Origin of the sequence: Comamonas trifloxystrobinivorans (genome assembly GCF_043359985.1) — a bacterium.
GTDB classification, from domain to species: Bacteria; Pseudomonadota; Gammaproteobacteria; order Burkholderiales; family Burkholderiaceae_C; genus Comamonas; species Comamonas trifloxystrobinivorans.
Genome location: NZ_JBHZGV010000019.1, coordinates 1 through 13,328 on the forward strand (window position 1 = coordinate 1; position 13,328 = coordinate 13,328).

Annotated in this window: 12 protein-coding genes; all 12 read right to left on the reverse strand. The window is 60.3% G+C overall.

The window, feature by feature from the left end; translation table 11 throughout:
• Nucleotides 1-131: 131 nt before the first annotated feature.
• The 12 genes from ACFIQF_RS20365 to ispG all read right to left on the reverse strand — a co-directional run bounded on the left by ACFIQF_RS20365 (nt 132) and on the right by ispG (nt 13,327).
• Nucleotides 132-656, reverse strand: a complete 525-nt coding sequence (locus ACFIQF_RS20365; RefSeq protein ID WP_393945473.1) for a phosphoribosyltransferase — start codon at nt 654-656, stop codon at nt 132-134.
• A 33-nt stretch (nt 657-689) separates the two neighbouring features.
• The gene (locus ACFIQF_RS20370) at nt 690-2,063 is read right to left on the reverse strand and encodes an adenylosuccinate synthase (protein ID WP_393945474.1); all 1,374 of its coding nucleotides are present in this window, start codon (nt 2,061-2,063) and stop codon (nt 690-692) included.
• A gap of 29 nt (nt 2,064-2,092) precedes the next feature.
• Nucleotides 2,093-3,241: an ATP phosphoribosyltransferase regulatory subunit gene (locus ACFIQF_RS20375; protein WP_393945475.1), complete on the reverse strand. Its 1,149-nt coding sequence runs from the start codon at nt 3,239-3,241 to the stop codon at nt 2,093-2,095.
• Between the two features lie 250 nt (nt 3,242-3,491).
• The gene (hflC, locus tag ACFIQF_RS20380; protein ID WP_393945476.1) at nt 3,492-4,379 is read right to left on the reverse strand and encodes a protease modulator HflC; all 888 of its coding nucleotides are present in this window, start codon (nt 4,377-4,379) and stop codon (nt 3,492-3,494) included.
• A 9-nt stretch (nt 4,380-4,388) separates the two neighbouring features.
• On the reverse strand, nt 4,389-5,771 hold the full coding sequence (hflK, locus tag ACFIQF_RS20385; RefSeq protein WP_393945477.1) for an FtsH protease activity modulator HflK: 1,383 nt from the start codon (nt 5,769-5,771) through the stop codon (nt 4,389-4,391).
• A gap of 58 nt (nt 5,772-5,829) precedes the next feature.
• Nucleotides 5,830-6,987 (reverse strand): GTPase HflX, encoded by a 1,158-nt coding sequence (gene hflX / locus ACFIQF_RS20390; protein WP_393945539.1) that lies wholly within the window; start codon nt 6,985-6,987, stop codon nt 5,830-5,832.
• A gap of 87 nt (nt 6,988-7,074) precedes the next feature.
• Nucleotides 7,075-7,326, reverse strand: a complete 252-nt coding sequence (gene hfq, locus ACFIQF_RS20395; protein WP_431193950.1) for an RNA chaperone Hfq — start codon at nt 7,324-7,326, stop codon at nt 7,075-7,077.
• Between the two features lie 128 nt (nt 7,327-7,454).
• Complete coding sequence (gene der / locus ACFIQF_RS20400; protein ID WP_393945479.1) at nt 7,455-8,795, reverse strand: ribosome biogenesis GTPase Der; 1,341 nt, start codon at nt 8,793-8,795, stop codon at nt 7,455-7,457.
• A gap of 24 nt (nt 8,796-8,819) precedes the next feature.
• A complete protein-coding gene (gene bamB / locus ACFIQF_RS20405) occupies nt 8,820-9,986 on the reverse strand; it encodes an outer membrane protein assembly factor BamB (RefSeq protein WP_393945480.1) in 1,167 nt (388 codons plus the stop codon).
• Nucleotides 9,987-10,631 (reverse strand): YfgM family protein, encoded by a 645-nt coding sequence (locus ACFIQF_RS20410; protein ID WP_393945481.1) that lies wholly within the window; start codon nt 10,629-10,631, stop codon nt 9,987-9,989.
• Between the two features lie 50 nt (nt 10,632-10,681).
• On the reverse strand, nt 10,682-11,986 hold the full coding sequence (gene hisS, locus ACFIQF_RS20415; RefSeq protein WP_393945482.1) for a histidine--tRNA ligase: 1,305 nt from the start codon (nt 11,984-11,986) through the stop codon (nt 10,682-10,684).
• Nucleotides 11,987-12,055: 69 nt separating this feature from the next.
• The gene (ispG, locus tag ACFIQF_RS20420) at nt 12,056-13,327 is read right to left on the reverse strand and encodes a flavodoxin-dependent (E)-4-hydroxy-3-methylbut-2-enyl-diphosphate synthase (protein ID WP_393945483.1); all 1,272 of its coding nucleotides are present in this window, start codon (nt 13,325-13,327) and stop codon (nt 12,056-12,058) included.
• Nucleotide 13,328: the final 1 nt, after the last annotated feature.

Genomic DNA, 13,328 nt, shown 5'->3' on the forward strand with positions numbered 1-13,328 from the left:
GCTCACCACCATTTGTGTCTGGCAGCTTTGCAAGGCGTCGTGCTGTCGATGAACGCAATTGTATAGGAGTTTTCCCGCCCTTTTCACAAAACTGAAAAATTTTTAGGGATTTGGGCGGGAAAGCTCGGCGCTCAGACCTTCCACTTCTCCAGCAGCTTTTCTGGACGCAGTGTGTCGTAGCCTTCGAAGGGCTGATGGATCCAGGGGTTGGTTGCCAGGAAGTCCACCGAGTAATCGGGCGTGAACTTGGAGACACCCTTGGTCCAGATCACGGCGCTGCGCAGCTCGGTGATGGGCGAGTAGTTGTTCTTGAGCATTTGGATCACGGCGTTGAGCGTGTGACCCGAGTCAGCCAAGTCATCGACCAGCAGCACGCGGCCGGCAATCTCGCCCTTGGGCGTGGTGATGAAGCGCGCGATGTCCAGATGGCCTTGCTGGGTACCGGCTTCGGCGCGGTACGAGCTGGTGGACATGATGGCCAAAGGCTTGTCAAAAATGCGGCTCAAGATGTCACCAGGGCGCATGCCGCCGCGGGCCAGACACAAAATGGTGTCGAACTCCCAGCCGGACTGGTGAATCTTGATGGCCAGCTTTTCAATCAGGCCATGGTATTCGTCATAGCTGACGTACAAGTGCTTGCCGTCTTCAGTAAGCATGGTTTTCCTCGATCAATGGAGAGACTCAGGCGCTCAGGCCTGGTAAGGGTTTTGCATCAGGATCGTGTGGTCACGATCGGGGCTGGTGGAGACCATGGCGATAGGCACGCCCGTCACCTCAGCGATGCGGTCCAGATAGCGGCGCGCGTTGGCAGGCAGCTTGTCGTATTCGGTCACGCCAACCGTCGTTTCCGTCCAACCGGGAATGGATTCGTAGATCGGCTTGCAACGCTCGATGTCATCAGCACCCAGCGGCAGCAGGTCGATCTTCTGACCGTCGAGCTCGTAGCCAATGCACAGTTGCAGCTCTTCAATGCCGTCCAGCACGTCCAGCTTGGTGATGCACAGGCCAGACAGGCCGTTAATTTGGGCCGAACGCTTGAGCAAAGCAGCATCGAACCAGCCGCAACGACGGAAGCGACCGGTCGTTACGCCCTTTTCAGCGCCCACAGTGGACATGATCCAACCAGGCGTGCCTTCTTTTTGCCATTCCAACTCTGTAGGGAATGGGCCGCCGCCCACGCGGGTGCAGTAGGCCTTGGTGATACCCAGGATGTAGTGCAACAAGCCAGGACCCACGCCTGCACCTGCAGCAGCATTGCCAGCCACGCAGTTGGACGAGGTGACATAAGGATAGGTGCCGTGGTCCACATCCAGCAACGTGCCTTGCGCGCCTTCGAACAGCAGGTTGCCGCCTTGGGCGTGCAGCGCGTTCAGTTCGCACGATACGTCGGCGATCATGGGCTTGATCAGTTCGGCGTGTTGCATGGCTTCGTTGAACACCGCGTCAAACTGCACTTCGCCGTTCTTCATGTACGGAGCCAGTTGCGGGCCGAAATCAAATTTTTGCGAACCCAGCACGTTCACCAGAATGTGGTTGTGCAGGTTGAGCAGCTCGCGCAGCTTGGTGGCAAAGCGCTCTGGGTGCTTAAGGTCTTGCACACGCAGCGCACGGCGAGCAATCTTGTCTTCGTAAGCAGGGCCAATACCCTTGCCGGTGGTGCCGATTTTTTGCACACCGCCTTGTTCGCGAGCCGCTTCGCGAGCCAGATCCAGCGCCTGGTGGAAAGGCAGGATCAGCGGGCAGGCTTCGGACACGCGCAGGCGGTTGCGCACTTGCACGCCAGCCTTTTCCAGACCTTCGATTTCTTCGAACAGCTTGCCTACCGACAGCACCACACCATTGCCGATGTAGCACTTGACGCCGGGACGCATGATGCCGCTAGGAATCAGGTGCAGCGCGGTTTTCACGCCGTTGATGACTAGCGTGTGGCCGGCGTTGTGGCCGCCTTGGAAGCGGACGACGCCCTGGGCGCTTTCGGTCAGCCAGTCGACCAGCTTGCCTTTGCCTTCATCACCCCATTGAGTGCCAACCACAACAACGTTGCGACCTTTGGAAACAGTCATTTCTTTTCCCATCCAAGAACAAAATACAGTTAAATGCTGCGCACGATCCATTGGCCGTTGACTTCGGCCAGTTCGCGGTCGCAATTGAATTCGTCGATTTCGTCGTCATGCCCCGGCAGGGCACAGACCACGGTTTCGCCAGATTGGCGCAAGCCCTGAATCACCTGGCGCATGTCCTGGCGATCTACCCAGGGCGCGCGAATGGCTGCCTTGAGCGGGCGCGGCTCGACCACCGGCACCAGTTGTTTGATATCCAGGCTGAAACCCACGGCAGGACGGCTGCGGCCAAACGCTGCGCCCACTTCGTCATAGCGGCCGCCGCGCACCAGCGCGTCGGTCACACCTTGCGCATAAATGGCAAAGCGCATGCCGCTGTAGTACGAGTAGCCGCGTAGATCCGCCAGATCGAACGTGACCGAAGGGCTGTCCACCCTGCCCGCCAATTGGCGCAGGTCATTGATGATGGACGCCACGCCTGGAATCGCTGCCAGCGCCTTCTCCGCCTCGTCAAGCACAGAGACATCGCCATACAGGTTCAGCAAGGCCAGCAGGCCTTCGCGCTGCGCCTGCGGGAAATTCTTGGTGAGTTGTTTGAGCTCGGAGCCGTCTTTGACCGCCAAAGCGGCATGTACGCGGCGCAGCGTAGGCAAATCGACCAACAGACCGGACAGCAGGCGCTGCACGATGCGCACATCCGCCAGGTCGACCGAGAAATCGTGCAATTGCGCAACCCGCAGCACTTCGGTGGCCAGCGTGATGACTTCCACATCTGCCTCAACACCGGCATGGCCATAAATTTCGGCGCCGAACTGCAGTTGCTCGCGCGTTGCATGCGGACGATCGGGCATGGCATGCAGCACCGGGCCGCAATAGCACAAGCGGGTCACGCCCTTGCGGTTGAGCAAATGGGCATCGATACGAGCGACTTGTTGGGTGGTGTCAGGGCGAATCCCCAGCGTACGCCCGGAGAGCTGGTCGACCAGCTTGAACGTCAGCAGATCCAGGGCCTCGCCGGAACCGGATAACAGGGAGTCCAGATGCTCCAGCAGCGGAGGCATCACCAGCTCATAGCCGTAAGCACAGGCCGTGTCGAGCAGGCCACGCCGAAGCTCTTCGATGTGTCGCGCTTCAGAGGGCAGCACATCGGCGATGTGATCCGGAAGGATCCAAGCAGACATGGGGAATTTGAGAGGCTGTTAAAAACGTGATTCTACAGGGATGGCGCGGGCCGGTCTGCATAACCTGCCCGAACCACTGCGCCTTTGCGGCATTTAGCCTTGTGCCCAAGAGTCACGGTGCTATAAGCAGCGCGTAAAAAAGCCCTGGTTCCCGAGGGCTTTGGGCCGCTTGCCCCACCCGTTTGCGGCCATAAAAAACGCCCTGCAGCTAAGCTACAGGGCGTTTTCATACGTGGCAATGCCAGCGTTTTTACTTGGCCGAAGCCGGGCCGCGGTAGCCCTTGAAGAAGTCGGTCGTCGACGGGTCCACCACGATCACATCCGATTTCTTGCTGAAGCTGGATTTGTAGGCTTCCAGGCTGCGGTAGAACTGGGCAAATTGCGGGTCCTTGCCAAACGCCTCGGCATACACCTTGGCGGCTTCCGCATCGCCCTGCCCCTTCAAGGCCTGGGCATCGCGGTAAGCGTTGGCAATGGTCACCTCGCGCTGGCGATCGGCATCGGCACGGATTTTTTCACCAACAGCACCGCCGGTGGAACGCAGCTCGTTGGCCACGCGCTTGCGCTCGGCTTCCATACGGCTGTAGACCGATTCGGTGATGGCCTCGACATAGTCGACCCGCGTGATACGCACGTCCACCACATCAATACCCCAAGGCTTGCTACCCTTGACAGCTTCCAGCACTTCACGCTTGACGTCGGCCATGGTCTGCTCGCGCTTGGTGGAGATCAGGTCTTGCACCGTGCGGCGGTTGACCTCTTCCTGGAAAGCATTGCGCACCACGCGGTTCAGCTGCGTAGCGCCAGCGCTTTCGCTGGTGCCCACATTGCGGATGTACTCCGACGGCTCGGTAATGCGCCAACGCACATACCAATCGATCACCACACGCTGCTTTTCAGCTGTCAGCATGGATTCGGTGTCGGTGCTGTCCAGCGTCAGCAAGCGCTTGTCCAGATAAGTGACGTTTTGCAGCGGCGGCGGCAGCTTGAAGTTCAGCCCGGGCTCAGTGATCACATCCTTGATCTGACCCATGGCGTACTTGATGCCAAACTGGCGCTGGTCGACCACAAACACGGTGGAGCTGAGCAAGGCCAGCAGCACCAGAACGGTTGAAGCTAAAAATCCCATTCGGTTCACAAATCACTCCTAGCGCGACTCGCGCTCACGGGTACGGCTGGTATCACGGGCGCGGGCATCGGGCACCGAAGGTGCTGATGCGGGTGCGCTGGTGGCTGGTGCTGTGGTCGAAGCCGCTTCGCCGCTGGCTGACGCGGCGCCGCCCGGGGCTTGCTGCATGATCTTGTCGAGCGGCAGGTACAAGAGGTTCGAACCCTGCTTGGAATCGACCACCACCTTGGTCACATTGCTGTAGACCTGCTGCATGGTTTCCAGGTACAGGCGATCACGCGTGACCTGGGGCGCCTTCTGGTACTCGCTGTAGATCGACGAGAAGCGCTGCGCATCACCCTGAGCCTGCGCAACAATGCGCTCCTTGTAGGCCGAGGCTTCTTCCATCAGGCGCGAAGCCGTACCCTTGGCACGTGGCACCACGTCGTTGGCATAGGCTTCGGCCTGGTTCTTGGTGCGCTCGCGCTCTTGGCCGGCCTTGAGCACATCGTCAAACGCCGCCTGCACTTGCTCGGGCGGACGCACGCCACCTTGCTGCAGGTTCACGCCCACCACTTCCACGCCAATCTTGTAGCGGTCCAGAATGGTTTGCATCAAGTCACGCACGCGAGGTGCAATCTGGTCGCGCTCGTCGGCCAGCGCGGCATCCATGCGCATCTTGCCAACCACTTCGCGCACAGCCGTTTCGGCCACCTGAATCACCGTGTCCGCAGGTGCCTTGCTCTCAAACAGCCAAGCGCGTGCATCGTTCAGGCGGTATTGCACGGCAAACTTGATCTCGACGATGTTCTCGTCTTCGGTCAGCATGGCCGATTCGCGCAGGCCCGTGCTGCGCACAATGCTGTCACGCCCCACATCTGCCGAGCGAATTTGCGACACATACACCAGCTCGTGGCGCTGCACCGGGTAAGGCAGGCGCCAGTTGATACCGGCGTTCACCGTCTTGTGGTACTTGCCGAACTGGGTGATCACAGCCTGCTGGCCTTCTTGCACGATGAAGAAGCCCGTGCCCAGCCAGATGAGCGCAGCCACACCGGCAATCAAACCTACGCCGATGCCAGCACCTTTGAACTCCGGTTGCGGGCCGCCGACACCACGGCCGCTACCGCCACCGCCCTTGCCGCCAAACAGACCGCCCAGCTTTTTGTTCAGGTCTTGCCACAGCTCATCCAGATCAGGCGCACCGCTGTTGTTGGGGCGCTGCTGTGGCGGGCGTTGATGGTTGTTGTCGGGCGGCGTGTAAGGCGATTGGGGCGGCTGCGACGGAGGCTCCTGGCCGCCGTTGCTGCTGCCATCCTTGCCGTCATCACCACGCCCCCAGCGCGGATCATTCAGGTTGAACATTCCGCGAATGCCCTGCGGCAGCAGGGCCAGGCGCGGAAAGCGTGCTTGAAATTTCATTAGCGGTGTCTCTATCAATCAGCGTTACATGTACATGCAAGCAGCCATTGTGGCAGCCCTAAGAGGCATTTCCCAGTAATTCGTCATCATGGTCTGGGGCTATCTCATCGGGCTGCTCTGCTAGCAGCTGTGCCCGGCGAGCCAACACCATTTGCGCCAAGTGCTCTCGCACCTGCTCCAAACCCAAACCTTGGGCTGCGCTGACAAAAAAACGCGGGATCTGCACACCATCCAGCTCGTAACTGTCTGACAGCACAGGCGGGCGGCGCTCGGGCTCAATGGCGTCGAGTTTGTTGAAGATCAGTACCTGCGGTACGTCTTCGGCTCCAATTTCCCGCAAGACTTTTTGAACTTGCTGTATTTGCTCGGGGAAAGCAGGGTTGGATGCATCCACCACATGCAGCAGCAGATCGGCATCGACCGCCTCTTGCAAGGTGGCTTCGAAAGCATTGACCAGACCGTGAGGCAGGTCGCGAATAAAGCCGACGGTGTCGGATATCGACACCGACTGCTGCGCAGCTTCCAGATACATCTGGCGAGTGGTGGTGTCCAGCGTGGCGAAAAGCTGGTCGGCCGCATAGGCGCGCGCCTTGACCACGGCATTGAAAAACGTCGATTTACCGGCGTTGGTGTAACCCACCAGCGAGACGTTGAAAGTATCGTTGCGCTCGCGCTGGCGGCGCTGCGTGGCACGCTGTTTTTTGACCTTGACCAAACGCTCTTTGGTACGCTTGATCGCATCGTTGATCATGCGGCGGTCCAGCTCGATCTGGGTTTCACCTGGGCCGCCACGCGTGCCAATACCACCGCGCTGACGCTCCAAGTGCGACCAGCGCCGCACCAGGCGCGTGCTCAGGTATTGCAGCTTGGCCAGCTCGACCTGCAGCTTGCCTTCGTGGCTGCGCGCACGCTGGGCAAAGATTTCCAGAATCAGCAAAGTGCGGTCGTTGACCGGCATTTGCAGGTGCCGCTCCAGGTTGCGCTGCTGTGCCGGGCTCAGCGCCTGGTCAAACAGAATCTCTTGGGCGCCGTAGGTCTGGGCCAGCATGCGGATTTCGTCCGCCTTGCCGCTGCCCACAAACAGCGCTGCATCGGGCACTTTGCGCTTGCAGCTCAGGCGCACCACGGGCTTGAGCCCGGCGGTCTGCGCCAGCAGGCCGAGCTCTTCGAGCTCAGAATCGAAGTGCGGAAAACCAAAATCCACCCCGACCAGCATGACCGGGGTGGATTTCTTGTCGTTATTGATTTGGTGATTACTCAATGAAGTAGCACTCTCACCCGCGCCAGGCACGGGCTGTCCGTCTTAGGCAGCTGCGTTGTCGTCTTGCGACTCGGAGGCCGAGAAATTCACGGCGCGACCGGGAACGATGGTCGAGATGGCGTGCTTGTACACCATCTGCGTCACCGTGTTGCGCAGCAGCACAACGTATTGGTCAAAGGATTCGATCTGGCCTTGCAGCTTGATACCGTTGACCAAGTATATGGACACTGGCACATGCTCGCGACGCAGAGCGTTGAGGAATGGATCTTGCAGAAGTTGGCCTTTGTTGCTCACGATATTCTCCGTGTTCAGACAATGTTGTTGTAAAACGCCACCTTACCACAGTGGCAACGAAACTGATTGAGAAAAGGTTTTTTCATGCGACGAACGGCAGCTGCCCGCTCCGCCTCATTTGTTCGCTATCAATCTTTATCAGCGTAAGGGTTATGTGAGGTCTTGAACTCGATCCGCAAGGGGGTGCCGACCAAATTAAATTCCTTGCGGAAACGCCCTTCCAAAAAGCGCTTGTAGGCATCGGTCACGTGTTCGAGCGAGTTGCCGTGGATCACGATCACCGGCGGGTTCATGCCGCCCTGGTGCGCATAGCGCAGCTTGGGGCGGTAAGGGCCCACCTTCTTGGGCGTCTGGAACTGCACCGACTCCAGCAGCAGGCGCGTCAGCACCGGCGTGGGCATCTTGCAGGTAGCAGCCTTGTGCGCCTGGATCAGCGAAGTCCACAGCGGGCCCAGACCTTGGCGCTTTTTCGCCGAGATGAAGTGCATGGGCGCAAACTTCATGAACGACAGGCGCATCTCGATCGAGCGCTCCAGCATCTGGCGACCGTAGTCGTCGAGCGCATCCCATTTGTTGACGGCCAGCACCACGGCGCGGCCACTTTCCAAAATGAAGCCGGCAATGTGCGCATCCTGGTCGGTCACGCCTTGCGTGGCGTCCAAGAGCAGCAGCACCACGTTGGCGCCTTCAATGGCTTGCAGGGTTTTGACCACCGAGAATTTCTCGATGGCTTCAAACACCTGGCCTTTGCGGCGCAGACCGGCCGTGTCAATGAGCTCGAACTGCTGGCCGTTTTTCTCGAACGGCACCGTGATCGCATCGCGCGTGGTTCCCGCCAGGTCAAAAGCCACCAGACGCTCTTCACCCAACCAGGTGTTGATCAGTGTGGATTTACCGACATTCGGGCGGCCAGCAACGGCCAAGCGGATGGGCTTGGGCGCATCGGGGTCCACGACTTCGTCTTCTTCGCTCGGCAAATCCAGTTTGTCGAGCGCCATGTCGATCAGGCTGCGAATGCCTTGGCCGTGTGCAGCGGACACCGGGTACACCTCGCCCAGGCCGAGTTCATAGAACTCGACGAGCTGGGCGCCGTCCTTCATGCCTTCGGCCTTGTTGCCCACCAGCAAGGTGGGCTTGCCCAGACGGCGCAGGTAGCCGGCGATTTCGTGGTCCTGTGCCGACAGGCCCAGGCGCACATCTACCACGAACACCACCACATCCGCCTCAGCCACGGCCTGGCGGGTTTGTTTGGCCATCTCCTTGAAGATGCCGCTCGATGCATCGGGCTCAAAACCGCCCGTGTCGATCACGATGTATTCGCGCTTGCCCTGACGGCCTTGGCCGTAGTGGCGATCGCGGGTCAAACCGGCAAAGTCGGCAACGATGGCGTCGCGCGACTTGGTCATGCGGTTGAACAAGGTGGATTTGCCCACATTGGGGCGGCCCACCAAAGCAATAACTGGCTTCATTCCTGACTACTTTTTCTTTTTCTCTCACTCGGGCTGAAAGCCGAACACCGCGCCGTCGTTGGTCTGCACCACCATGGTGTTGCCGGCCACGACGGGCGCGACAGAAATACCTGAACTGTTGGTGGCAAAGCGGTTGAGCGGCGAGCCGTCTTTTTTCGACAGCATGTGCACGGTTCCGTTGCCATCACCAAAAATCACCGAACGCCCCAGCACCAAAGGCTGGCTCAGCTTGCGGTATTTGAGGCGGTTGCTCGTCCAGGCGACGCTGCCACCATCGCGCTTCCACGCGGTGATGACGCCATTGGCATCGGCACCGGCGACGATTTCGTCATCACCCGAGATGCCGTTGATGCCATCCGCACGCACCGTCCAGCGCAGCTGGGCCGCATCGGCATCGATGCAACCCACCGCCATTTGGTAGGCGCGTGTGCACAGCACCGAACCATCGCGCGAAACGCCGCCAATCAGCTCAACGAGGCGCTCCACGTCATTGGTACCACGCGGGCTGGCGATAGGCACTTCCCAACGCAGCGTGCCGTTGTTGGGATCGATGCCGACAAAGCGGCCCGATACGCCGGTGACCAAGGTGTCCTTGTACGCCACCAGCACGCCGCTTTGGCGCAGCACCAGCGATTCGCCGGTTTTGGATTGGCTCCACAGCGCATTGCCGCTAGCCGCATCAAAAGCGCTGACCGAACGGTCTGCGCCTTGCACAAAAACGCGCTCACCGGCTACCAACGGTGCGGTATAGGCACGGTTGGGCAGGCGCTTGCGCCATTGTTCTTTGCCTTGAGCCAGCACCACCAGATCGCCAGCTTCGGTCACCACAGCGGCCCACTTGCCATCGCTGCCCACGCCGGCGGACAGGTTCTGGCCCACGCTGGCGCGCCACAGTTCGGCACCGGTATCGGCATTGACGGCCACCACATGGCCGTCAGCCGCCGCCAGGGTCACCACCTTGCCGCTGACGTTCATCACCAGCGTCGGGTTGGCCTTGCCGGCGCGTTGCGACCAGGTCTGCTTGACGCCGAGCAAAGCCACATTCGGCTCCAGCTCCACGGGCTTGCGCTTGTCTGACGAAAACAGCGAGCAGCCGGCCATGGCCAATGCCAGCACGGAAACAGTGAGCAGCTTGGCGCTGGCCCGGATTGGTAGTGCTTGGTAGTTCATGCGCACAGCCTCGCTATCCATTTACTTCACATCTTCGCCAAGCGCGTTCAGCTTGACGGAAATCACATTGCGGTATTCCAGGCCCGGAGCCGATTTCTGGTAGGCGCTGCGGTAGGCTTCGATGGCCTTGGCCTTGTCACCCTTGGCCAGATACACATCACCTTGGCGGTCGGCAACCAGCGCGTCAAACTCGGTGGGCATCTTGGCTTCGAGCTGCTTGAGCGCTTCGTCGTAAGCCTGGCTGCTCAGCAGCACCGATGCCAGACGGATACGAGCCGTGGCCTTGAGGCCTTCGTCCGATGCGTTGTCTACCACCCAGGTCAGCGCCGACTTGGCGTCTTCCATCTGGCCTTTGTCGCTGGCGGCTTTGGCTACCAGCAAGCCCGCTTGCGCAGCCTGCACCGTGCCGCCGTAGCTGCTGCGCATATCGGAAAATGCCTGATCGATACGGGCCTTGTCACCCGAATCAAGCGCGGTTTCTACCGCAGCGCCCAGCGCGCTGGCTTGCAAGCCTTGGCGGTTTTGCCAGTATTGGTAGCCGTTCCAGACCGCAAAGCCGCCCAGCACAATCACGAGCACGGTGGTGATCAGCGTGCCCCACTTGTTCCAAAAGTGCTTGAGCTGGTCTAGCTGTTCCTGTTCTTCCAGATCTAAATGCGTTGCCATGGTTGTTCTAGTTGGGTTGATTGCAAGGTGTAGCGAATGGCTGCGCAGGCTCAGCCGCGCAGTTGCGCCGCCCATTCCGCTACGTTATCAATAGCATATTCTGCCTGAGCACCGGCGCCATCACGCAGCTGCTTGACCGTGACCATACCGCGCTGCATTTCGTCACCGCCAAAAATCAGCGCACAGCGCGCGCCACTAGCGTCGGCCTTCTTGAACTGCGACTTCATGCTGCCCATGCCTTCGGCAGTGGCAGAACCGTGCATTTGCACGCTGACACCGGCATTGCGCAGTGCTTGCAGCACGCGCACGGCTTGCGGCAGCAGCGCAGCGTCCGGCAGGATAGCGTAGGCGTCAATAGACGGGCGATCCCACTGGATATTCAGCTCTTTGATCAGCTCCAGCACGCGCTCGATGCCCATGCCCCAGCCCACGGCCGGTGCGGGCTTGCCGCCGATTTGCTCGATCAGGTAGTCGTAACGGCCACCGCCGCAGATCGTGCCTTGCGAGCCGAGCTTGTCGGTAATGAACTCGAACACCGTCAGGTTGTAGTAGTCCATGCCGCGCACCAGGCGCGGGTTGATCGACCATTCCACGCCGTTCGCATCCAGAATGTCTTGCACTGCCTTCAGGTGAGCCTTGGAGGCATCGCCCAAAAAGTCGAGCAGCTGCGGCGCGGCATTCACCATGTCTTGCATGGCCGGGTTCTTGGTGTCCAGCACGCGCAGCGGGTTGCTGTACATGCGGCGCTTGCCCTCTTCGTCCATCACGTCGGTGTGCTGCTCGAAGTAGGCCACCAGCGCATCGCGGTGCGCCTTGCGCTCCTCGGGCTGGCCCAGGCTGTTGAGCTCCAGGCGCACGCCTTCGATGCCCAGGTCTTTCCACAATTGGGCGGCCAGCAAGATCACCTCGGCATCGAGCTCGGCACCGGCAAAACCCAATGCTTCGACGCCTACCTGGTGGAACTGGCGATAGCGGCCACGCTGCGGCTTCTCGCGGCGGAACATGGGGCCGATATAGAACAGGCGCTTGCCGCCGTCATACAGCATATTGTTCTCAACCACAGCACGCACCACGCCAGCCGTGCCTTCGGGGCGCAGCGTCAGGTGTTCGGCCTGGCCATGCTTGTCAGCGCGGTCTTCAAAGGAGTACATCTCCTTCTCGACAATATCGGTCACCTCGCCGAGGCCGCGCACGAACAGCGCCGTGTGCTCAGCCATCGGGGTGCGGATATTGCGGTAGGCAAAGCGCCCCATCAGATCGCGCACCTTGGCCTCAAACCATTCCCACATCGCCGAATCGGGCGGCAGGATATCGTTCATGCCTTTGATGGCGACCAGCTTTTCATTCTTGCCCATGGGCTTCCGTCTTTTTCAGTAAACAACACGCGCCAATGCCTCATTGCGAGGCATCAGCAGCTATCAATTTTATGCTTTTGCCGCGCCGTAGCGGCGTTCGACATAGGCTTGCACGATCTCGTGGAACTCTTGCGCGATGCGTTCGCCGCGCAAGGTCATGGCCTTTTCACCATCGATGAACACCGGCGCGGCCGGCGATTCGCCATTGCCTGGCAGACTGATGCCGATGTCGGCATGCTTGCTCTCGCCCGGGCCGTTGACGATGCAGCCCATCACAGCCACCTTCATCTTCTCGACGCCCGGGTATTTGACGCGCCAGACCGGCATTTGCGAGCGCAGATGCTCGTCAATATCTTTGGCCAGCTCCTGGAACGTGGTGCTGGTGGTGCGGCCGCAGCCTGGGCAGGCTGTGACACTGGGCACAAAACTGCGCATGCCCATGGCCTGCAGAATTTCGCTGGCCACCACCACTTCTTGCGTGCGCGCCTCGCCCGGCTGCGGCGTGAGCGAAACCCGGATGGTGTCGCCAATGCCTTCTTGCAACAGAATGGACAGCGCCGCCGTGGAAGCCACGGTGCCCTTGGTGCCCATGCCGGCTTCGGTCAAACCCAGGTGCAAAGCGTAATCGCAACGGGCTGAGAGGCCACGGTAAACCGCGATCAGATCCTGCACGCCACTGACCTTGCACGAGAGAATGATCTGGTTGCCGCTCAGACCCATTTCCTCGGCGCGCTGCGCCGACGAGATGGCCGAGGTAATCAACGCCTCGTACATCACTTGACGCGCATCCCAGGGCTTGGCACGCCGGTTGTTCACGTCCATCAGCTCGGCCAGCAGCTCCTGGTCAAGACTGCCCCAGTTGACGCCAATGCGCACAGCTTTGTCGTACTGGATAGCCGCTTCGATCATCTGGCCGAACTGCTTGTCCTTTTTGTCGCCCTTGCCCACGTTGCCTGGGTTGATGCGATATTTGGACAGCGCTTTGGCGCAATCGGGGTATTCGGTCAGCAGACGGTGGCCGTTGTAGTGGAAATCGCCCACCAGTGGCACGTTCTCGCCCATGCGGTCGAGCTGCTCGCGGATATAAGGCACAGCCGCCGCAGCCTCGGGCGTGTTGACGGTGATGCGCACCATCTCCGAGCCAGCCTGCGCCAGCTCTTTGACCTGAATGGCCGTCTCAATGGCGTCCACCGTGTCGGTGTTCGTCATCGATTGGATACGCACCGGCGCATCGCCACCAACGGTGACGACACGATCGCCCCAGACCACGCGGGCCTGGCGGCTTTTGCGGCCAGCCGGGGCCACCAGGGGCACCGGCGACAGCGGATTTTCTGCTTGCACT

What these genes read in the sequence shown, in the direction of transcription:
- ACFIQF_RS20365 (WP_393945473.1), bottom strand. Translation starts at nt 656, where the DNA reads ATGCTTACTGAAGACGGCAAGCACTTGTACGTCAGCTATGACGAATAC.
- hflK (WP_393945477.1), bottom strand. Translation starts at nt 5,771, where the DNA reads ATGAAATTTCAAGCACGCTTTCCGCGCCTGGCCCTGCTGCCGCAGGGC.
- ACFIQF_RS20370 (WP_393945474.1), bottom strand. Translation starts at nt 2,063, where the DNA reads ATGACTGTTTCCAAAGGTCGCAACGTTGTTGTGGTTGGCACTCAATGG.
- hflX (WP_393945539.1), bottom strand. Translation starts at nt 6,987, where the DNA reads ATGCTGGTCGGGGTGGATTTTGGTTTTCCGCACTTCGATTCTGAGCTC.
- ACFIQF_RS20410 (WP_393945481.1), bottom strand. Translation starts at nt 10,631, where the DNA reads ATGGCAACGCATTTAGATCTGGAAGAACAGGAACAGCTAGACCAGCTC.
- der (WP_393945479.1), bottom strand. Translation starts at nt 8,795, where the DNA reads ATGAAGCCAGTTATTGCTTTGGTGGGCCGCCCCAATGTGGGCAAATCC.
- ACFIQF_RS20375 (WP_393945475.1), bottom strand. Translation starts at nt 3,241, where the DNA reads ATGTCTGCTTGGATCCTTCCGGATCACATCGCCGATGTGCTGCCCTCT.
- hisS (WP_393945482.1), bottom strand. Translation starts at nt 11,986, where the DNA reads ATGGGCAAGAATGAAAAGCTGGTCGCCATCAAAGGCATGAACGATATC.
- bamB (WP_393945480.1), bottom strand. Translation starts at nt 9,986, where the DNA reads ATGGATAGCGAGGCTGTGCGCATGAACTACCAAGCACTACCAATCCGG.